This window comes from Cohaesibacter intestini, assembly GCF_003324485.1.
GTDB classification, from domain to species: domain Bacteria; phylum Pseudomonadota; class Alphaproteobacteria; order Rhizobiales; family Cohaesibacteraceae; genus Cohaesibacter; species Cohaesibacter intestini.
Genome location: NZ_QODK01000003.1, coordinates 701475 through 719610, shown reverse-complemented (window position 1 = coordinate 719610; position 18136 = coordinate 701475). Strand labels below are relative to the sequence as shown.

Below are 18136 nucleotides of genomic sequence, written 5' to 3'. Positions count from 1 at the left end.
TTTCCTGTGCGTACAACGCATCGTTATGCTGCGCCTAGGGATTCCTGTCCCTTCTGCTCACTTTGCGCCACTTGCAGTTTGACCGCGAGGAAGCTGTCTGGCGTGACCGAAATCGAGGATATGCCGCATTCAACCAGGAAGTCGGCAAATTCAGGATGATCACTTGGTGCTTGACCACAAAGACCAACCTTGCATCCTTTTTCACGTGCCTCTTCAATGACATGGCGGATCATCCACTTGACCGCCGCATTCTGTTCGTCAAACAGGCCCGAGAGCAACTCTGAATCCCGATCAACACCAAGGGTCAACTGGGTCAAGTCATTCGATCCAATGGAGAAGCCGTCGAAATGATCGGCATAGTCAGCCGCAAGGATGACGTTGCTTGGAATTTCGCACATGACATAGACTTCCAGTCCCTTGTCACCGCGTTTGAGGCCGTTGTCAGCCATAACGCCGAGCACCTTGATTGCCTCCTCAACCGTGCGGCAGAAGGGAATCATCACCACGGCATTGGTGAAGCCGAGCTCGTCCCGCAGGCGCTTGATGGCTTGGCATTCCAGTTCAAAGCCCTGCCGATAGCGTGGGGAATAGTAGCGGCTGGCACCACGGAAGCCGATCATCGGATTTTCTTCGTCCAGTTCGAACTGGCGCCCGCCGAGCAGACCAGCATATTCATTGGATTTGAAGTCACTCATCCGGATGATAATCGGTTTGGGATGCGCCACCGCACACAGACGGGCAAGGCCGCGGGCGAGATTGTCGACGAAATAGTCTTTCTTGTCGGTATAATCCGCTGTCAGCGTTTCGATCCGGACCCGTTCTTCCTCACTTTTGAGTTGGTCAAAATTCACCAAGGCCATTGGATGGACCTTGATGGTGTTGCTGACCACAAACTCCATCCGCGCCAGCCCGATGCCGTCAGATGGCAACCGCCACCAGCGCAAGGCAGTGCCGGGATTGGCCAGATTGAGCATGATCTGGGTTTTGGTTTCCGGCAGACTCGACATGTCGAGTTCGCTCGCTTCAATCGTGGCAGTGCCGGCATAGACGATGCCTTCGTCTCCTTCGGCGCAGGACACCGTGACATCCTGCCCATCGTGGAGCAGATAGGTGGCATTGCCCACCCCGACGACGGCAGGCAGCCCAAGCTCGCGACTGACGATCGCAGCGTGGGATGTGCGCCCTCCATGGTCGGTGATGATGGCAGCGGCTCGTTTCATCACCGGGGTCCAGTCCGGGTCGGTGATTTCGGTCACCAAAATCGAACCATCGACAAAGCGATCGATATCCTTGGCGCTTTCGATCAGACATATTCGACCGGTGACTGCCCCGTCCCCAATGGCCAGTCCCTTGCACAGGACTTCACCGCGCTCACTGAGGCTATAGGTCTTGATGCTGTTGCCTTCGCGGCGGGACTGGATGGTTTCCGGTCGGGCCTGCAGGATGAACAGTTCGCCTGTCAGGCCATCCTTGCCCCATTCCATATCCATGGCACAACCATAGTGCTTCTCGATCTGAACCGCCCAGCGGGCAAGCTGCAACAGGTCATCATCACCAAGGACATAGGCATCGCGTTCCTTGCGCGAAGTGGACACGTTGCGGGTTGGATGCTCGGCGTCGCCAAAGACCATCTTGATGGCCTTCTCACCCTTTCTGCGCTCAATGACCGGCGTCACCCTTTCATCTGCAAGGAAAGGTTTGAAGAGCTGGTATTCATCCGGGTCAACGGCGCCCTGTACGACATTTTCCCCCAGGCCCCATGCGGCATTGATCAGCACCACCTTGTCAAAGCCGGTGTCAGTATCGATGGAGAACATCACGCCTGAACTGCCCAGATCGGTGCGGACCATGCGCTGAACACCGATGGAGAGCGCAACCTTCATGTGATCAAAGCCATTCAGTTGCCGATAGCTTAGGGCCCGGTCGGTAAAGAGCGAAGCATAGCAACGGCGGCAGGCACGCAGAACCGCATCGGCCCCCTGAACATTGAGGAAAGTTTCCTGTTGGCCAGCAAAACTGGCGTCTGGCAGATCTTCTGCCGTGGCACTTGAGCGCACGGCAACCGAAAGATCATCCTGTCCTGCTTCGCGTTCCAGCCCTCGATAGGCAGTCGTGATTGACTGCGCGACATCCTGAGGCCAGTCACCGCGCAGGAACAGGTCCCGCACGGCGCGCCCGGTCTCAGCCAAGCTGGTCTTGCCCGACTGCCATTCATCGAGACAGTTGGCCATCTTGCTGCGAATATTGTTGAATTCTACATAGGACCAATAGGCATCGGCGCTGGTTGCAAAGCCTGACGGGACTGCAATGCCCTCTGCTGCAAGTTGCGATATCATTTCACCAAGTGACGCATTCTTGCCGCCAACGATGGAGACATCGTCACGTCTGAGATGTCTGAAATCCAACACAAGAGTTCTTGTTTTGTTCATAACCCAATCTCCTCACGTTGGCGTTGTTTCCTTCCGAATGCTTGGGGCGTGAGACTAGGATTTAAGCGCGTGCGGAGAGCGCGCTATCGGCTTCACGTCATGCAAAGCCATGGAAGGTCTTTCCGCTATACAGAATAGCATTTTTCGCAAGGCTTCGGTATGCGGCATCAGTTGTAGAAGCACCAATGAGCGACAGACCTGGAGCGCCTTAACCAAACAGGATCTTGGCGACAGGCCAGGTGGTGGTGACGACGATGCCAAGCACCGAACCAAAAACAAAGCGGGAAACCGGGGTGCTCAACAGCGGAGCAATCATCGCCAGAACGCCAAACAAGGCAGCAAAATAGGCGAGCATCGTGTTACTGACCATCGTCGGTGCCTCCTGATGCGGAACAGTGAACGCCGTCATGCTAGGTAGCATCGGGCGCGTTTGGATCGCATCATTATAGGCAAGCTCGCATCTGGTAAAAAGGTTTGAAATCGGCATCTTGAAGACAGAGCTTCGCAATCGATAACCCTGCTGGAGCAATTTAAACCAAATTGTAGCAAAATGCAGCGCCACTCCAGATGGAGCATTTTCCAACAGATTGGGCGATCAGGCAGGATTCTCCGCCCAGTCCAGCAACATATCAACGAAGACTTGACCGGCAGCTTCAATGTCACCGGAATTGTCGAGATGAATGGTTTCCTCGTCAAACAGATCTTCGGCTTCAAGCTTCTTGGTCCGCGCGATGCGTTGACGGATCTCATCTGCATTTTCCCGCCCGCGGGCAGACAATCGCTGGACCAGAATGTCAGGTTCAACCGTCAGATTGATCACATGGAAATGGGGAAACTGGTCGCGCAGCACCGGTATGGTCTTGCGTGAGCCATTGGCAATGGCCACACCGCCAGTCTGCAAATGAGCGAGCAAACTGGCAGGCAGACCATAATAGAGTCCGTGCGCACCCCAGGAAATGACGAATTGCCCTTGCATTTCCGCCTTCTGGAAAGCCGCAACGCTCATGCTTTCATGATCTTCGCTGGGATCGCCATTTGATCGGGTGATACAGCGACGGACGAAGAGAATGCGAGGATCATCTTTCAAGGTTTCTCTGGCATAGTTCAGCACACTGTCCTTGCCCGAGCCACTAGGCCCCACCAGCAACACAAGCGTGCCATATCCTGCTTCACTCAGGTCATGCATGCCAAGCTCGTTCATTGCGATCTCCGTACCCTTCCCTCATCTTGCATTCTCAATTGTCATCGCACTCAGACAATGCGTTGTCCCTTGCGCCAGACCTGCCGGATCACTGGCGTGTTGCCCGATTTGCGGACATGGACCAGATCGCCCCGTTTGCCGATTTCAATAGCACCGCGATCATCCAATCCCGTAGCCTGAGCCGGATTGTGGGTGATCATACGCACAGATTCCGGCAACGAGATGGCGTGATCGTCATCGGCAAGCATGAAGGCGGCCTGAACCAGTGACATCGGAATATAGTCTGAAGAGAGAATATCCAAAACCCTTTCTTTGACCAAGTCTGCCGCTGCGATATTCCCAGAATGTGAACCGCCACGCACAACATTTGGTGCCCCCATCAGAACAGCAAGACCTGCGTCATGGGACGCCTTGGCCGCTTCCATGGTGGTCGGGAACTCCGCGACGTGAATATCCTGAGCGATTGCCTCCTCGACATGAGCAATGGTCGCGTCATCGTGAGAGGCAAGGATCAGGCCCCTTTGCTGACAAATTTCGGCGATGGCATTGCGGTGTTTGTCGGAGTTGCGGGCAGAGGCTTCCATTCGGCGCTGACAGAACAGATCAAATTCATCATCCGTCATTTTCAGCTTGCCTTTGTAATAGATCGCATAGGCCTCAAGCTGGGCAAATTGACGCTGCCCCGGCGCATGGTCCATCACCGAAATCAGCTTGACCAACGGGTAATTATCAAACTGATGGAAGGCGGTGATACAGTCGTCGGCAGAGACTTCACAACGCAAGTGCAGGAAGTGATCGGCCCGCAATGTGTCTTCCTCGACACCGCGATGGAAGGCGTCAGCAAGGGCTTTCATGTCCTCGTAGGTCAGGTCGGCATCGGAATCGAGCCCCACCCGCAAGGCATCAAAAACGGTGGTGATGCCGGAAGAGGCAATCTGGGCATCATGGGCCAACACCGCAGCCATCGGGTTCCAGCGGACTTTCGGACGCGGGGCATAATGGCCTTCCACATGGTCGGTATGCAGCTCAACAAAGCCCGGCAGCAAATAATCGCCTTGCAGATCATAAGCCATGCTTTCCAATGGCTCCGGCAGCTCACCTTCCGAGATATCGCAGATGATGCCGTCCTTGACATGGACATGGCCGCGCAGGATTTCGTCTTTCAGTACGATTTGCGCGTCTTTTAAAATGAGGTCTCGGTTCATGTCGAACGTCTTTCCTAAGTGGGGCAAGGTCACCCGCATTGAACAAATCGGCAGCCACAAATGGCGCGATCCCTTGGCGTCAGGCTGAGCCAGAGCCAAAAGGGAACTGGTGAAGCACCTTGAAGGGTGCACCGCGCTCAGCCTCAACAAACAGCGAGAGGGCCGAGACGGATTGAGGAGCGGTCAGAACTGCTTCGAAATGGCACTTTGCCGCCTGTTCAAACCGGTCAGCCAACTCCTCGGAGATCGGGTCAGACAGGGTCATGTGGAAGCGAAAATCATCAAAGATATAGGGATAGCCCCAAGTCATCAGATTGTCCCGCTGGCTGTCGCTTAGCCTTTCGGGCTTGCGGCGGGCAATGTCATGGGCATCGAGCGGTGCGCGAAAGGGATCAAAGTCGCGCACCAGACTGGAGGCCAGTGCCTTGAGATCATCGCTCGGGCGTTCTGTGCGCAGGGCAAAGAAAGGACCAAGCCGCCCGACCTCGAACATTGGCAGCGTGAAGGATTTCAGGCCCGCCGCATAGGTATCGAGTGCCTGTACGAGCTGATCGATGCTGGTGCCCGGCGCCAGTTCAAAGGGGGCTTTCAGTGTGCCATGAAACCCATAGCGTCGCGGAGAGGCTGTCATGGCATCAAAGGCTTCACGCGACTGTCCGTCCATCAGAGAAGGACGATCAATGTCGCCACCACCAAAGGCATCCCGACCGAGCCAGATTGCGGCAGCTTCGGTCAGAGGATCGTCTTTTGGCGGAGCGAAGAAGAGAGCGTAGCGCGGCACAGCGGTTTCCTTTGGGGCTTTGGATGAGTCTTCAGGCGGCGGGCAGCCGGTGCCTAGCTTTTGGTGAGCATGGCACGCAGCTTTCCTGAAATATTATCGAAGACATAGACAACAATAAGGATAAGGATAACCATGTAGAACACATTCTCCCAATCCTGATTGGTGCGCATGGCTTCCCAGAGTTTGAGACCAATGCCCCCTGCCCCGACAGCGCCGATGATGGTGGCCGAGCGGGTGTTGGATTCCCAGAAATAGAGCGACTGGGAGAGAAAGACCGGCAGAACCTGCGGCACCACCCCATAGCGTTGGACCAGCACCGGATTGGCTCCCAGTGATTTGACGCCTTCACGCTGCTTGTCGTCGATATTTTCCAGCGCTTCGGAATAGAGTTTGCCCAGCGTGCCAGTATCGGTGAAGAAGATGGCCGACATGCCCGCAAGAGGCCCCGGACCAAAGGCTCGGGTGAAAAACAGCGCCCAGATCAGCATATCCACCGAGCGCAGGAAGTCGAACAGACGTTTGATCAACTGGTTGCCAAGACGGTTCGGGGTGATGTTGCGCGCTGCGAGAAAGGCCATCGGAAAGGCCAGAAACGTCGCGAACAACGTCCCAACGAAGGCCATCACGATGGTTTGCAGCAGCTTGATCCAGACATCTCCATGTTGCCATTCCGCATTGTTGATGATGTTGTCCATTGCCAGCGACAGGTTGGACATTTCGGGTTTGATCCGATCGCCGGAGGAGATCAGCGCCATCACTTCGCCAAAGCTCTTGTTCCAGTAAGGTGAATTGGTGTCGAAGATGAAATTCTCCCAACCAAGGAAGCGGCGCCGGATTTTCACCTCGTCATTTTCAACCTCAATGCGGCCGTCAACCCCAAACTGGGCGATGATCTTGCCATCTTCATATTTCTGCGTGGCCCAGTCTGGAAGCGCCCCGCGCGCCCGCACGCGTTCATCCTTGACGATGTCGATGACAAGGGTCTCCTCACCGCGCACAAGGGTGACAAGATCCGGTTCAACTTGAACCACACCGGAGCCGATGGCGACTTCGGCATAGACCGTTTCTTCGCGGCGCTCCGGTTTGGCTTCGATGGTGGTCGTCACGCTCGGCGTTGCCGGATTGGTGGCGGTTGGTGCGCTTGGGGCCATGAAGCTGATCACGGGTTCCTTTGCCGGTGTCTTGGCCGGAGCAACCGGATTGTCCGCTGTGCCAGCCCCCGGCGCCATGAAGCTGAAGGCCTCGGCGGGTTTTGCTGCGGTATTTGTCTCTTCTGCTTTTGCCGGTTTGATATCGATGATCTTGCGGGTCTCGGTAATCCAGCTTGGATGCGGGTCCTTACCCAAGGGCGAGAAACGTGGAAACTCGACCTTGATGAAGCCATCATCAAACTCGACATCCGGGCGCACTTCATAGGACACCCAATCGGCAAGATAGGAACCGGCAATGCCCCAGTTGCCATTGTTCAGGACCTGCCCGATCTGGAAAAACTGCCAAGCAAAGATCAGATAGACAATGATGCCGACCGAAATGATCCAGCCGCGAAAACGTTTCACCCAGTTGGCTCTAAAAACTTCCGGATGGCGGGTCATGACGGCGTCGAGCTGAGAAGCGGTTAAAGTGGTCATGGTCATGTCTCCTCTTAAATGCTGCCGCCAAAGGCGAAGGCCTGATCACCGACAATCTTCTTGCGAAGCCATGCGGAAAATTGGTCGATTGCAATGATCGTGACAAACAGGAGCAGGACGATGGCCAAGGTCTTGGCTTCATGGCCACGGGAAATGGAAAGGCGCAAGGCTTCTCCGATGCCACCGCCGCCAACGGCACCGATGATGGTGGAGGCGCGGACGTTGATTTCGAGGCGCAGCAATCCGTAGGACAGGAAGTTGGGCAGGATCTGCGGCACGATGCCGAACCAGACCCGCTCGACCCAGCTGCCGCCGACCGCCCGCAAGCCCTCGTCGGCCTTCATGTCAGCATTCTCAACCACCTCAAAGAACATCTTGCCGAGCGAGCCGATGGTATGGATCGACACAGCGATCATTGCCGGGATTGCACCAAGGGTCAGCACCGCGACAAAGAAACCTGCAATCACAATCTCCGGGAAGGCGCGCAGAACTTCAAGGATGCGACGCACCACGAAGCGCAGCCATTTCCGGGTGGTGAGGTTTGATGCAGCAAGGAAGCAAAGAATAAAGCCGAAAAAGAAGCCGATCAGGGTTGAGACGATCGCGATGTTGATCGTTTCCAGCATCTTGTAGAAATATTCCGGCAGATAGAGGCTTTCGGTCAGATAGATCCGACCTTCGGGATAGTTGTATTTCAACGATCCGTCCGCGTAAGGCGTGTCGAGATCAAACAGGGCACGCCAGATTTCCAGTCCGTCGCGGGGCACCATATCCAGAAAGAAATCGAAAAAGTAAGGCAGTCGGTCGAAGAACTTACCCGCATTGGTTTCGTTGGCGAACCAGAGCGAGGAAAGCAAGGCGACCAGCAATATCCCAACCGACAACAGGGTGTAGGTGCGGCGCTTGCGGTTGAGGTCCTGCCAATGGCGCTCAACAGTCTTGTTGCTTTCCGACAAGGGGATCGTGGGCGTCATGTTTGTCATGTCTTCACCGAACTAAAGAAAAAGCGTCCAGAGCAGTCTCGCCTAAATGGTCAGCGAGCTGGTTCCGGATCAGCGCACAAAACTGGAGATGGTTGCCGAACGATCAGCTGAGCCGCTGATGCCATCGCACAAAAGGAAAAGCGCAATCAGGCATGTGCCTGATTGTTGCCAGCCTCTTCATCCACCTGATGTGCATTTGAGAGTTGCGATGGGTCCGGACATGCTCCGAACCCATCATTTCATTTCCAGTCATCCATTCTCAAATGCTTGAGAATGCGATCCGATTAAGAACCGATTTTTGCCTTACGAGCAGCGATGATGGCTTGGTAGAACTCTTCATTGACTTCGGTGAAGCCTTTGTAATCGCCGCCCTGGATGGCAGAGAAGCAATCCGGGTTGGATTCCGGCAGAGCCATCATGAAGGCTTTGAATTTGGCTTTGGTGTCGTCGCTGAGGGTCGAGCGCACAACGATCGGACCATTCGGGATCAGTGGGGACTGCCACAGCTGAACCAGATCACCCATGTCGAGGATGCCTTTATCGACCATTTTCTTCAGGTTGCCAGAGGTGTAACCATCTTCGAATTTGCCAACGCCGGAAGACCAGGTGGTGCCAGCATCGAAGTTGCCCTTGACCACTTCGAGAACAAGGTTTTCATGACCACCGCCAAAGCCGGTGTCACCGAAATATTCCTTGATCTGACCACCAATAGCAGCAGGCAGGGTGACAGATGGGACAAGGAAACCGGAGGTGGAATCCGGATCGGCGAAACCGAGTTTTTTGCCCTTCATGTCTTCCAGCTTGGACATGCCGGAATCCTTGCGAGCAACCATGACGGAATAGTAGCCGGTCGACCCATCGGTCTGAACGGTGGTCAGGATTGGCTCAACGGCCTTTGGATCTTTCAAATACACTTTGGCATAGCCGGAAGCGCCGAGCTCTGCATAATCAAGGGTGCCGCCGAGCAGGCCCTGAATCACGCCGTCATAGTCGGCAGCAGGGAAAAGGGAAACTTTTTCAACGCCGATGGCAGCAGGCAGGGCATCAACGAGGCACTGGAAGTTGCGCAGACGGTCCGCTTCGTTTTCGCCACCCAGAATGCCGATGCGGAATTCTTTTTCAGCAGCATAAGAAGGAGCAGCGGCACCGGCTGCCAGAGCAGCCACGGAAACGGCGGCAAGAATTGCTTTTTTAAACATGTTCGTGTCTCCTGGTTTCAACCGGCTTTGCCGGTGTCATCCCTGTTGTTAAATCGAAGATTTTTGGTTCGTTCACTGTTGGCCTATTCACGCTGGCGAAGCGATCTCGGCTGCAGCCATTGACGCGACCGGGGCGACGGCTGGCTCGAAAGATTCCTTGATGGAGGTCGACGTGATGGCTTCGGAGATTTCGGCATCTTCCAAAGAGCCGTAAATCATCTTCACCGCATCATTGGTCAGCTCAGAGGATGGGCCATCGAACACCACACGGCCCTGATACATGCCGATGATCCGCTGACAGTAGGCACGCGCCGTATCAAGGGTATGCAGATTGGTCACCACCGTGATGCCGTCCCGCTCATTGATATCCTTGAGGCTGTCCATCACGATCTGCGCATTGAGCGGATCAAGGGATGCAATCGGCTCGTCTGCCAAGATGACCTTGGGACTCTGCATCAAGGCGCGCGCAATGGCGACACGCTGCTGCTGACCACCGGACAAGGTCCCTGCCCGCTGCAAGGCGGTTTGCTCAATGCCCAGTCGCTCAAGTGCGATCAGGGCTTCGGCCCGCTCTTGCCTTGTAAAGATGTTAAACAGATTAAGCAGCGTGTTGCGATGATTGAGACGGCCCAACAGGACATTGGTCAACACGTCGAGCCGTGGCACCAGATTGAACTGCTGGAAGATCATGGCGCAATCGCGCTGCCAATCGCGCAACTCACGCCCCTTGATCGACGAGACCTTTTTGTCATCACAGGAGATCGCGCCTTCGGACGGGTCAATGAGGCGGTTGATCATCCGCAACAGGGTCGACTTGCCCGCCCCAGAGCGTCCAATGATCCCAACCATCTGGCCTTGTGGAATGGTCACTGTGACGGAGTCAACGGCTGTATTGGTGCCGAAGCGGCGTGTCACATTGGTCAATTCCAGCATCTGGTTTTCTCCCGCAAGCGCCAAGCAATGCGCTTTGAATTGTTCGTTTCGATCTGGCGAACATCTACGAATTCTTTGTGAAAGGCGCATGTAAAGCATGTTTCAGTTGTGTGACAGGCGATGCTTTCCTGCGGATAAACCATCAAAACAAATAGCCGTTTGATCAGGAATAATGCCGTTGCAATCAGCGCTCGTAACGCGCCAAAAACGCATCAATTTGAAGATTGCGAAAATCTTCCAGCGCAGCGCGCAAATCCTCGTGGGGCCAGTCCCACCAAGCCAATGCAATCAAACGTTTGGCAATCTCTAGGGGGAAGCGTTCGCGGATGAGGCGGGCAGGTACGCCACCGACGATGGCATAATCAGGCACGTCTTTTGAGACCACCGCCCCTGCCCCGATCACCGCCCCATGACCAACGCGCACACCGGGCAGGATGGTTGCCCCATGACCGATCCAGACATCGTGGCCGATCCGGACCTTGTTATCGCGACGCCAGGCGAAAAAGTCCTGATCCATGTCTGCATCAGCAAAATAGTCTGACGCGCGATAGGTAAAATGATGCTGGGTGGCACGCCATGTGGGGTGATTGGTGGCATTGATGCGCACCGCATTGGCGATATTGGCAAACTTGCCAATCTCTGCATGCCATATGTCGCAATCCAGCATCACATAGGAATAGTCGCCCATGGTCGTCTCGGCGATGCGGCTACGGTCGGCGACCTCCGTGTAACGACCAAGCAGGCTGTCGCTGACTTTGGCTGTCTCATGGATCAAAGGGTCAACACCAAGGCGGGTTTTATTGGTCAGGTGGTCCGGCATGATCGTTCCTTATGCGCTTGTGGCTCCGACCAGATTGTCTCTGGCTTGCTCTGTCTGCAGTTGGGCATTGGTGGCAAAGCTCGAGACATCAATGATCTGGTCCGCGATGGCGTCACGAACATCGGCATCGTGAAAGATGCCGAGCAGAGCGACATTCTTGGCTTTCTTTTCTTCGATCAGATCAATGACAATCGCGCGGTTGGCGGCATCAAGCGAGGCCGTTGGCTCATCAAGCAGCAGGATCGGGTGATCGGTGAGAAACCCACGGGCAATGTTGACCCTTTGCTGTTCGCCACCGGAGAAAGTGGCAGGCGGAAGTTGCCAGAGCTTTTCAGGCAGATTGAGCCGTGCAAGCATCGCGCAGGCCCGCTCGCGGGCTTCCGCCACATCCGCGCCTTGGGCAACCAGCGGCTCGGCTGCGACATCCATGGCCGAGACACGGGGCATGGCGCGCAAAAACTGGCTGACATAGCCGATGGTTTCGCGGCGTACCGAGAGGATGGTGCGGGGATCGGCGGTGGCAAGATCCACCATCTTGTCACGATGGCAGGTGAGGATCTGGCCCTGATTGACCGCATAATTGCCGTAAATCATTTTCAGGATCGAGCTTTTGCCAACCCCGGACGGGCCACCGAGCACGGCGCATTGGCCTGCATGGAGCACCAGATTGACCCGCGAGACCACGGGAATGGTGATGGAGCCACGCAAATGCATGACGAAGCTTTTGGCAACGTTGGTGACGATCAACGGCGTTGCCTTCATCTCAATGTTGGGAGACGTCATCAATCGATCCTTTCTAGACCTGAAGGATGGAAGATATGAGAAGCTGGGTGTATGGCGCTTGCGGATCATCCAGCACCCGGTCTGTGAGGCCAGTTTCGATGACCCGACCGCCTTTCATCACCACCATGCGGTGGGACAGCAGACGGGCGACGGCCAGATCGTGGGTGACGACAATCGCCGCCAGTCCCAATTCGGCCACGAGCCCACGCATCAGATCGAGCAGACGAGCCTGCACTGACACATCCAAGCCGCCGGTCGGCTCATCCATGAAGATGAGACGCGGACCGGTGACCAGATTGCGAGCAATCTGCAAGCGCTGGCGCATGCCACCGGAAAAGGCGCGTGGTTCGTCATCGATGCGGTCGGCAGAGATTTCCACCTGTTCGAGCCAGTCGGTCGCGGTCTGCCGGATATCACCATAATGGCGCTGACCAATGGCCATCAGTCGCTCGCCGACATTGGCACCAGCGGAGACAGTCATGCGCAAGCCGTCAGCAGGGTTTTGATGAACAAAGCCCCAATCGGTGCGCATCAAAAAGCGCTTTTCCGCTTCACCCAGCCGGAAGACCTCGCGCATGGTTCCGTCACGCATGCGGTAATTGACCATGCCGGAGGTTGGCGTCAGGCGGGTGGAGATGCAATTGAGCAGGGTCGTTTTGCCAGAGCCGGACTCGCCGACAATGGCCAGCACTTCACCGGGCCAGAGATCAAAGCTGATCTCTTCACAGCCAACGCGTCGGCCATAATATTTGCTGACCGAGCGGACCTGCAGCAAAGGCTCTTCGTTGAGGTCCGTCGGGCGCTGGGTAACCAGCGAGGATTTGGCCTCAAACTCTTTGCCATGGAATTGGGAGGAATTTGGCTGGCTCATGCTGGCACCTCTTGATCATGATTGGCATCTGGTGCCATCGGGCCGCGGAAACCCTGAGCACGGCGGTCTTCGCAATAATCACTGTCAGAGCAGACAAACATCCGCTCGCCCTTGTCATCGAGAATGACCTCATCGAGATAGACGCCTGTGCCGCCACACAGAGCGCAAGGCTCGTCAAAGGCCTGAATTTCAAAGGGATAATCTTCGAAGTCGAGGCTGACGACATCGGTGTAAGGGGGGATGGCATAGATGCGCATTTCGCGCCCGGCGCCATAAAGCTGCAGGGCTTGCATCTGATGCATTTTGGGATTGTCGAATTTCGGGGTCGGCGACGGATCCATCACATAGCGCCCCTTCACTTTGACCGGATAGGCATAGTTGGTGGCGATATGCCCCTTCTGGGCGATGTCCTCATAGAGCTTTACATGCATCAGGCCATAATCCTCGACCGCGTGCATCTTGCGGGTCTCGGTCTCTCGCGGCTCAAGGAAGCGCAGAGGCTCGGGGATAGGCACCTGAAAGACAATCACCTGATCTTCGCTCAAGGGCTCTTCGGGGATACGGTGACGGGTCTGAATGACGCTGGCCGCTTTGGTCTGGGTGGTGGTCTCAACCCGGGCCATCTTGGCAAAGAAGGCGCGAATGGAGACCGCGTTGGTTGTATCGTCCGACCCCTGATCGATGACCTTCAAGACATCATCTGGGCCGAGGATCGAGGCGGTCACCTGCACCCCACCGGTGCCCCAGCCATAGGGCATGGGCATTTCGCGGCTGGCAAAGGGCACCTGATAGCCGGGAATAGCAATGCCCTTGAGAATGGCCCGGCGGATCATCCGCTTGGTCTGTTCATCGAGATAAGCGAAATTGTAATTGGCAATTGCGCTTGGGTCGGAAAGGCTCGTGATGCTCGCTTTATTGCTCATTGTGCCGCCTCCTGATCGCTGTCTGCCTGCGCCGGATCGGCATCAGGATTGTGGTTGGCGTAGAATTCGGCCTGCATCTGGCGCACCAGCTTCAACTCGGCCTGAAAATCGACATAGTGCGGCAGCTTCAAATGCTCGACGAAGCCGGTGGCCTGCACATTGTCGGAATGGGAAATGACAAATTCCTCATCCTGCGCTGGTGCGATGATGTCTTCGCCAAATTCATCGGCCCGCAAGGCGCGGTCACACAGGGCCATCGACATGGATTTGCGCTCCGACAGGCCAAAGACCAGACCATAGCCGCGGGTGAATTGTGGTGGCGCGGTGCGTGAGCCCTTGAACTGGTTGACCATCTGGCATTCGCTGACCTGAATGCGACCAATGGAGACCGCAAAGCCCAGCTCTGGCACCTCGACCATGACATCCACTTCACCAATGCGGATTTCGCCAGCGAAGGGATGGTTGCGGCCATAGCCGCGCTGGGTGGAATAGCCGAGCGCCAACAGGAAGCCCTCATCGCCACGGGACAGAGCTTGAAGGCGCTGGTCGCGGGTGAGCGGGAAATCGAGCGGCTTGCGGGTGATGTCGCCGGGCTCTGGCCAGTCCTGCTTGCCCTCTGGCAGCACACCATCGGGTTCCATCAGACCTTCACCGGCAATCAGATCAGAGACGCGCAGCATGGCTTCGGCGTCATCGGCCAGTTCGGCCGTTTGGGGGGCTGGGACTTCCTCGTCGCCAGCCAAGGCAGGGTCGAGCAGACGGTGGGTATAGTCAAAGGTCGGCCCGAGGATCTGACCACCGGGCAAATCCTTGAAGGTCGCCGAAATGCGGCGCTGGATTTGCATGGCGCTGCTGTCAATCGGCTCAGAATAACCAAAGCGCGGCAAAGTGGTGCGGTAGGCGCGGGTCAGAAAGATGGCTTCGATCAAATCGCCGCGGGCCTGTTTGATGGCCAGTGAGGCCAATTCGCGATCATAAAGCGCCCCTTCACTCATCACTCGATCTACGGCCAAAGACAATTGCTCGGAAATCTGGTCAAGCGACAGGGCATCGACATCGCGATCCCCCCGGCGGCGGTCGGCCAGCAATTGGTGCGCGGCCTCGATGGCGGTTTCTCCGCCCTTTACGGCAACATACATTTCAGCGCTCTCCTGCTTTGTGGCTGTTGATCCGGGTGGTGCGTGGCAAACAGGCAATGGCGTCCGGGGCAACGAGGATCACATCGACACCGCGTGGGAAGCGGCCATTGTTGGCGGCCCATTGGTCAAGGAAGAGCGGTGAGATGGGCGTGACGCTGAAAGGTGCAGTGGTCTTAATGCCGGGACCGGACAGGCTCCAGTCGCTGTCCTTGCTCAATTCGTCCACCATGATGATCAGGGTGGTGGAGCGATCTGGGTAGTCCTGCTGGCCTTGGGCGAAACTATCGAGCGAGGCGATTTTTTGGGCGTCACTCAGCACGGCAAAGGTGGCGCGGGCTGGCTCGACCGCAAAAGGCGCGCCGACATGGAAGGTCAGCCAATCAGCGACCGCTGGCTTGGCAGCAAGGCTCTCATCGAGCCAGAGCGGCGTGTCGGCATCGGCCAAGGTGGCCAAGACTGCGCCAGCCAATGGCATCAGGCCTGCGGGTGGTCTGGCATCGGTCTTGATGGACTTGATGGTGCCCGGGCGGGCCATGGCATCCATGATGGCGCGGAAAATGCGCTGGGTCTGAAGGGTTGGCTCACTCAAACCGCCCTGCATCGCCTTGGCGGTGTCCTTTGGGCTCGGCATGTTGGGTTGTGCGCTCTGCATCAATCGTCCCCTCTGACCATGGTGAAGAAATTGACCCTTGTGGCCTGCGTTTCTGCGGCATTCTGGTTGTCGCGCTCTTTGGCGGCTTGTTCCAACGGGGTCAGGATTTGGCGTTCGATCAGATCAGCGGTGGCGCGATCCGTGGCCAAGGCGTCGATGACCGCAGCCAGCTTCGTCTTGCCCGCATCGCGGCCGAGCATGATGGCATGGCCGATGGCACCATTTTCCATCCGCACCGTGGCGCGGGTGGCCGTGGCTTCGCCAAAATTGAAAGGCGCACCGCCGCCACCGATGCGACCACGTAGGGCGATCAAACCAGTTTCCGGGCCGCGCAGCAATTCGCAGCCGGGATCCAGTTCAAGGGAAAGCCAAGCCTGCAGCAAATCTTGCTTTGGAGCATTGGCCAAAATCGATAGTCGGCGTTGGTGGGCAAGCTGGTCGGCGGAGAGCGTCTGCGGCGTCGCCTGAGAGCTTTTTTTGTCTTCCATGGGAGATCCGTCGCATCTGGGGTTTAAATTTGTCTATTTTACTAGACAACCTATTTGATCCGACTTCTACGCACCAATGGTGACAGCTATGTGACGAAGGGATCAAAGACTGATGAAAGTCCTTAGGACATTGCGCCCCCTAGCGAGGCGATTGGAAATTGCATACGCTTTCCAGCAAGATACGCAAAAGTCTGTAAGCAGGAACTGGACTACAGCAGGCAATCGCGCTAAAGGACCAATCAGACCGGGCGGTAAGATCAAAGGACCGATTGATGGCTTCCGAGACCCTGAAAAGCGAGATTGAACGGCGCAGCGGCGTGGCCCTGTGGCGACAGATTGCCGATGCGATCCGGGCGGGCATATCCTCCGGTCTTGGGGATGACAGTGGCAAGTTGCCGCCCGAGATGGAGCTGGCCAAGCAATTTGGGGTCAATCGCCATACGGTGCGTTCGGCCATTTCGGCTCTGGTCAATGATGGCATATTGCGGGCCGAACAGGGACGCGGCACCTTCATCATCGAACCCAATCGCCTGACCTATCCGATTTCCAAGCGCACACGCTTTTCTGCGGGCATGGCGGCACAGGGCACGACGGGCAGCACGGTTCTTGTGAGCTGTGACCGCGTGGCTGCCAAGCATGATGTAGCAGAGGCGTTGGGGTTGCCGCTTGATGCGCCGGTTTTCAGCGCACGGACTGTCGGAATGGGGGACGATATTCCGGTCAGCCGGTCGACATCCTGGTATGATGCAGCGCGGTTTCCCGATTTTGCTAAACAATATCAATACCTTGGCTCGGTAACCAAGGCTTTTGCTGCGTGTGGGCTGTCAGATTATGTTCGGCATTCGACCATCATTGAGGCCTATCACGCGACGGTCGATGATGTGCGGATCATGCGGCTGACGCCCGGCGCCATCGTCTTGGTCACCCATGCGATCAACCATGATCTGAAGGGACGCCCGATCGAATATTCGAAAACCCGCTTTTCAGCGGACCGGATCAATCTGGAAATAGACATGAATGAAGAGGGGCAGCGATAAGGACAATCTGTGCGAACCGGGTCTCGCGTTTCTGGCTGTGGCGCGCGCGCATTCGCCCCTTGCTTTGTCATGAAATTTCCTCAAACTCAGGTTTTACAAGACTACCATTTTCCTCGAACTACCCATTTTTATTCGGAGATTTGATATGAAATTGACTAGCCCAGATTTTAACGACGGCGATCCGCTACCGCAAAAATCCGTGTCTGCCGGTCTTGGTGGACAGGACCTTTCCCCGATTCTGGTCTGGTCCGGTGTTCCGAGCGAAGCCAAAAGCCTTGCGCTGACCTGCTATGACCCTGATGCTCCGACCGGTTCTGGCTTCTGGCACATGATCATCACCAATCTGCCGGTCACCGAAAGCGGTCAGATTGCCAGCGATTCCCTGCCGGAAAGCGCGTTGAGTGCCTTGAATGATGCGGGCACTGAAGGCTTTACCGGTGCCTATCCTCCGCCGGATGATCCAGCCCATCGTTATATCTTCACACTACATGCGCTTTCTGTTGAGGCGATTGACACAACGAGCATGACAGGGGCCTATGTCCGGTTTAATATCATGCGAAACCAGATTGCCTCTGCAAGCATCACCGGCTTCTTCAAGAATGAAGGCTGAGCCGGTCACCTCGCAGATGTAAGGATCGCACAACAAGCCAGATCGGGCCGCGAGCATCGGCCTGATCATTGTTTCGAGAAAGACAATTCATGCAACGCGTCAATCCGCTCAAACTGAACAAACTCCAGCTGCGCACCCTTGTGCTGCTGCAAATTCTCGGCCGCACCCAACCCGATGAAGCTTGGGGATCCGATGGTTCGGTGACCATCCCGCGCCTGCCCCACCCGCATGGAGACCATTTCCATGTCGGCGAATTCACCGTGCATGCAGCAGATGCCAGCGGCTTCACCAATCGGGGTGTCTGGGCTGCCTTGGCCCGCAAGGGCATGGTCAAGAGCGCCGATGTGCCGCCGGTCGTGCTGACCAAGGAAGGCCTTGATTATCTGACGGGTCTCGACAAGCATTTCCTCGAAAAATCTGACCACTGAGATTGCCTGCGGGCCTGACGATCATC

The 18136-nt window shown here is 56.3% G+C and carries 19 protein-coding genes; 3 read left to right on the top strand and 16 right to left on the bottom strand.

All coding sequences use genetic code 11. From position 1 onward, the window contains the following. Positions 1 to 23: 23 nt before the first annotated feature. The 16 genes from ppsA to phnG form a co-directional block, all read right to left on the bottom strand. Positions 24 to 2429 carry a phosphoenolpyruvate synthase gene (gene ppsA / locus DSD30_RS13915; protein ID WP_114010254.1) on the bottom strand — a complete coding sequence of 802 codons (2406 nt, stop codon included), beginning with the start codon at positions 2427 to 2429 and terminating at the stop codon, positions 24 to 26. Between the two features lie 208 nt (positions 2430 to 2637). Continuing rightward, positions 2638 to 2799, bottom strand: coding sequence for a hypothetical protein (locus DSD30_RS21585; RefSeq protein ID WP_157967713.1), 162 nt, complete (start codon positions 2797 to 2799; stop codon positions 2638 to 2640). A gap of 225 nt (positions 2800 to 3024) precedes the next feature. Next, positions 3025 to 3630, bottom strand: a complete 606-nt coding sequence (gene phnN / locus DSD30_RS13910; RefSeq protein ID WP_114010253.1) for a phosphonate metabolism protein/1,5-bisphosphokinase (PRPP-forming) PhnN — start codon at positions 3628 to 3630, stop codon at positions 3025 to 3027. 50 nt (positions 3631 to 3680) lie between these two features. Further along, a complete protein-coding gene (locus DSD30_RS13905) occupies positions 3681 to 4835 on the bottom strand; it encodes an alpha-D-ribose 1-methylphosphonate 5-triphosphate diphosphatase (RefSeq protein WP_114010252.1) in 1155 nt (384 codons plus the stop codon). 79 nt (positions 4836 to 4914) lie between these two features. Beyond that, the gene (locus DSD30_RS13900) at positions 4915 to 5616 is read right to left on the bottom strand and encodes a DUF1045 domain-containing protein (RefSeq protein ID WP_114010251.1); all 702 of its coding nucleotides are present in this window, start codon (positions 5614 to 5616) and stop codon (positions 4915 to 4917) included. Between the two features lie 53 nt (positions 5617 to 5669). Next, on the bottom strand, positions 5670 to 7244 hold the full coding sequence (gene phnE, locus DSD30_RS13895) for a phosphonate ABC transporter, permease protein PhnE (RefSeq protein WP_114010469.1): 1575 nt from the start codon (positions 7242 to 7244) through the stop codon (positions 5670 to 5672). A gap of 14 nt (positions 7245 to 7258) precedes the next feature. Continuing rightward, positions 7259 to 8227 (bottom strand): phosphonate ABC transporter, permease protein PhnE, encoded by a 969-nt coding sequence (gene phnE, locus DSD30_RS13890; protein WP_114010250.1) that lies wholly within the window; start codon positions 8225 to 8227, stop codon positions 7259 to 7261. Between the two features lie 284 nt (positions 8228 to 8511). After that, positions 8512 to 9426: a phosphonate ABC transporter substrate-binding protein gene (gene phnD / locus DSD30_RS13880; protein WP_114010248.1), complete on the bottom strand. Its 915-nt coding sequence runs from the start codon at positions 9424 to 9426 to the stop codon at positions 8512 to 8514. An 87-nt stretch (positions 9427 to 9513) separates the two neighbouring features. Next, a complete protein-coding gene (gene phnC / locus DSD30_RS13875) occupies positions 9514 to 10359 on the bottom strand; it encodes a phosphonate ABC transporter ATP-binding protein (protein WP_114010247.1) in 846 nt (281 codons plus the stop codon). A 184-nt stretch (positions 10360 to 10543) separates the two neighbouring features. Beyond that, complete coding sequence (locus DSD30_RS13870; protein WP_114010246.1) at positions 10544 to 11179, bottom strand: DapH/DapD/GlmU-related protein; 636 nt, start codon at positions 11177 to 11179, stop codon at positions 10544 to 10546. Positions 11180 to 11188: 9 nt separating this feature from the next. Next, entirely contained in the window at positions 11189 to 11962 is a 774-nt protein-coding gene (gene phnL / locus DSD30_RS13865; RefSeq protein ID WP_198662959.1) for a phosphonate C-P lyase system protein PhnL, read from the bottom strand. 13 nt (positions 11963 to 11975) lie between these two features. Next, entirely contained in the window at positions 11976 to 12833 is an 858-nt protein-coding gene (gene phnK, locus DSD30_RS13860; protein ID WP_114010245.1) for a phosphonate C-P lyase system protein PhnK, read from the bottom strand. Beyond that, the gene (locus tag DSD30_RS13855) at positions 12830 to 13756 is read right to left on the bottom strand and encodes an alpha-D-ribose 1-methylphosphonate 5-phosphate C-P-lyase PhnJ (RefSeq protein ID WP_114010244.1); all 927 of its coding nucleotides are present in this window, start codon (positions 13754 to 13756) and stop codon (positions 12830 to 12832) included. The genes phnK and DSD30_RS13855 overlap by 4 nt, the downstream gene beginning before the upstream one ends. Beyond that, positions 13753 to 14895: a carbon-phosphorus lyase complex subunit gene (locus DSD30_RS13850; protein ID WP_114010243.1), complete on the bottom strand. Its 1143-nt coding sequence runs from the start codon at positions 14893 to 14895 to the stop codon at positions 13753 to 13755. Before DSD30_RS13850 ends, DSD30_RS13855 begins: the two co-directional genes overlap by 4 nt. A gap of 1 nt (position 14896) precedes the next feature. Continuing rightward, a complete protein-coding gene (phnH, locus tag DSD30_RS13845) occupies positions 14897 to 15547 on the bottom strand; it encodes a phosphonate C-P lyase system protein PhnH (RefSeq protein WP_245418475.1) in 651 nt (216 codons plus the stop codon). Next, on the bottom strand, positions 15547 to 16035 hold the full coding sequence (gene phnG / locus DSD30_RS13840; protein WP_114010242.1) for a phosphonate C-P lyase system protein PhnG: 489 nt from the start codon (positions 16033 to 16035) through the stop codon (positions 15547 to 15549). The genes phnH and phnG overlap by 1 nt, the downstream gene beginning before the upstream one ends. Before the next feature lie 272 nt (positions 16036 to 16307). On the opposite strand from phnG, the gene phnF reads away from it, so the two are divergent. The 3 genes from phnF to DSD30_RS13825 all read left to right on the top strand — a co-directional run bounded on the left by phnF (position 16308) and on the right by DSD30_RS13825 (position 18110). Then, positions 16308 to 17072 (top strand): phosphonate metabolism transcriptional regulator PhnF, encoded by a 765-nt coding sequence (gene phnF, locus DSD30_RS13835; protein WP_114010241.1) that lies wholly within the window; start codon positions 16308 to 16310, stop codon positions 17070 to 17072. A gap of 145 nt (positions 17073 to 17217) precedes the next feature. Next, positions 17218 to 17682, top strand: a complete 465-nt coding sequence (locus tag DSD30_RS13830) for a YbhB/YbcL family Raf kinase inhibitor-like protein (protein WP_114010240.1) — start codon at positions 17218 to 17220, stop codon at positions 17680 to 17682. 89 nt (positions 17683 to 17771) lie between these two features. Further along, positions 17772 to 18110, top strand: coding sequence for a hypothetical protein (locus tag DSD30_RS13825; RefSeq protein ID WP_114010239.1), 339 nt, complete (start codon positions 17772 to 17774; stop codon positions 18108 to 18110). Positions 18111 to 18136 lie beyond the last annotated feature (26 nt).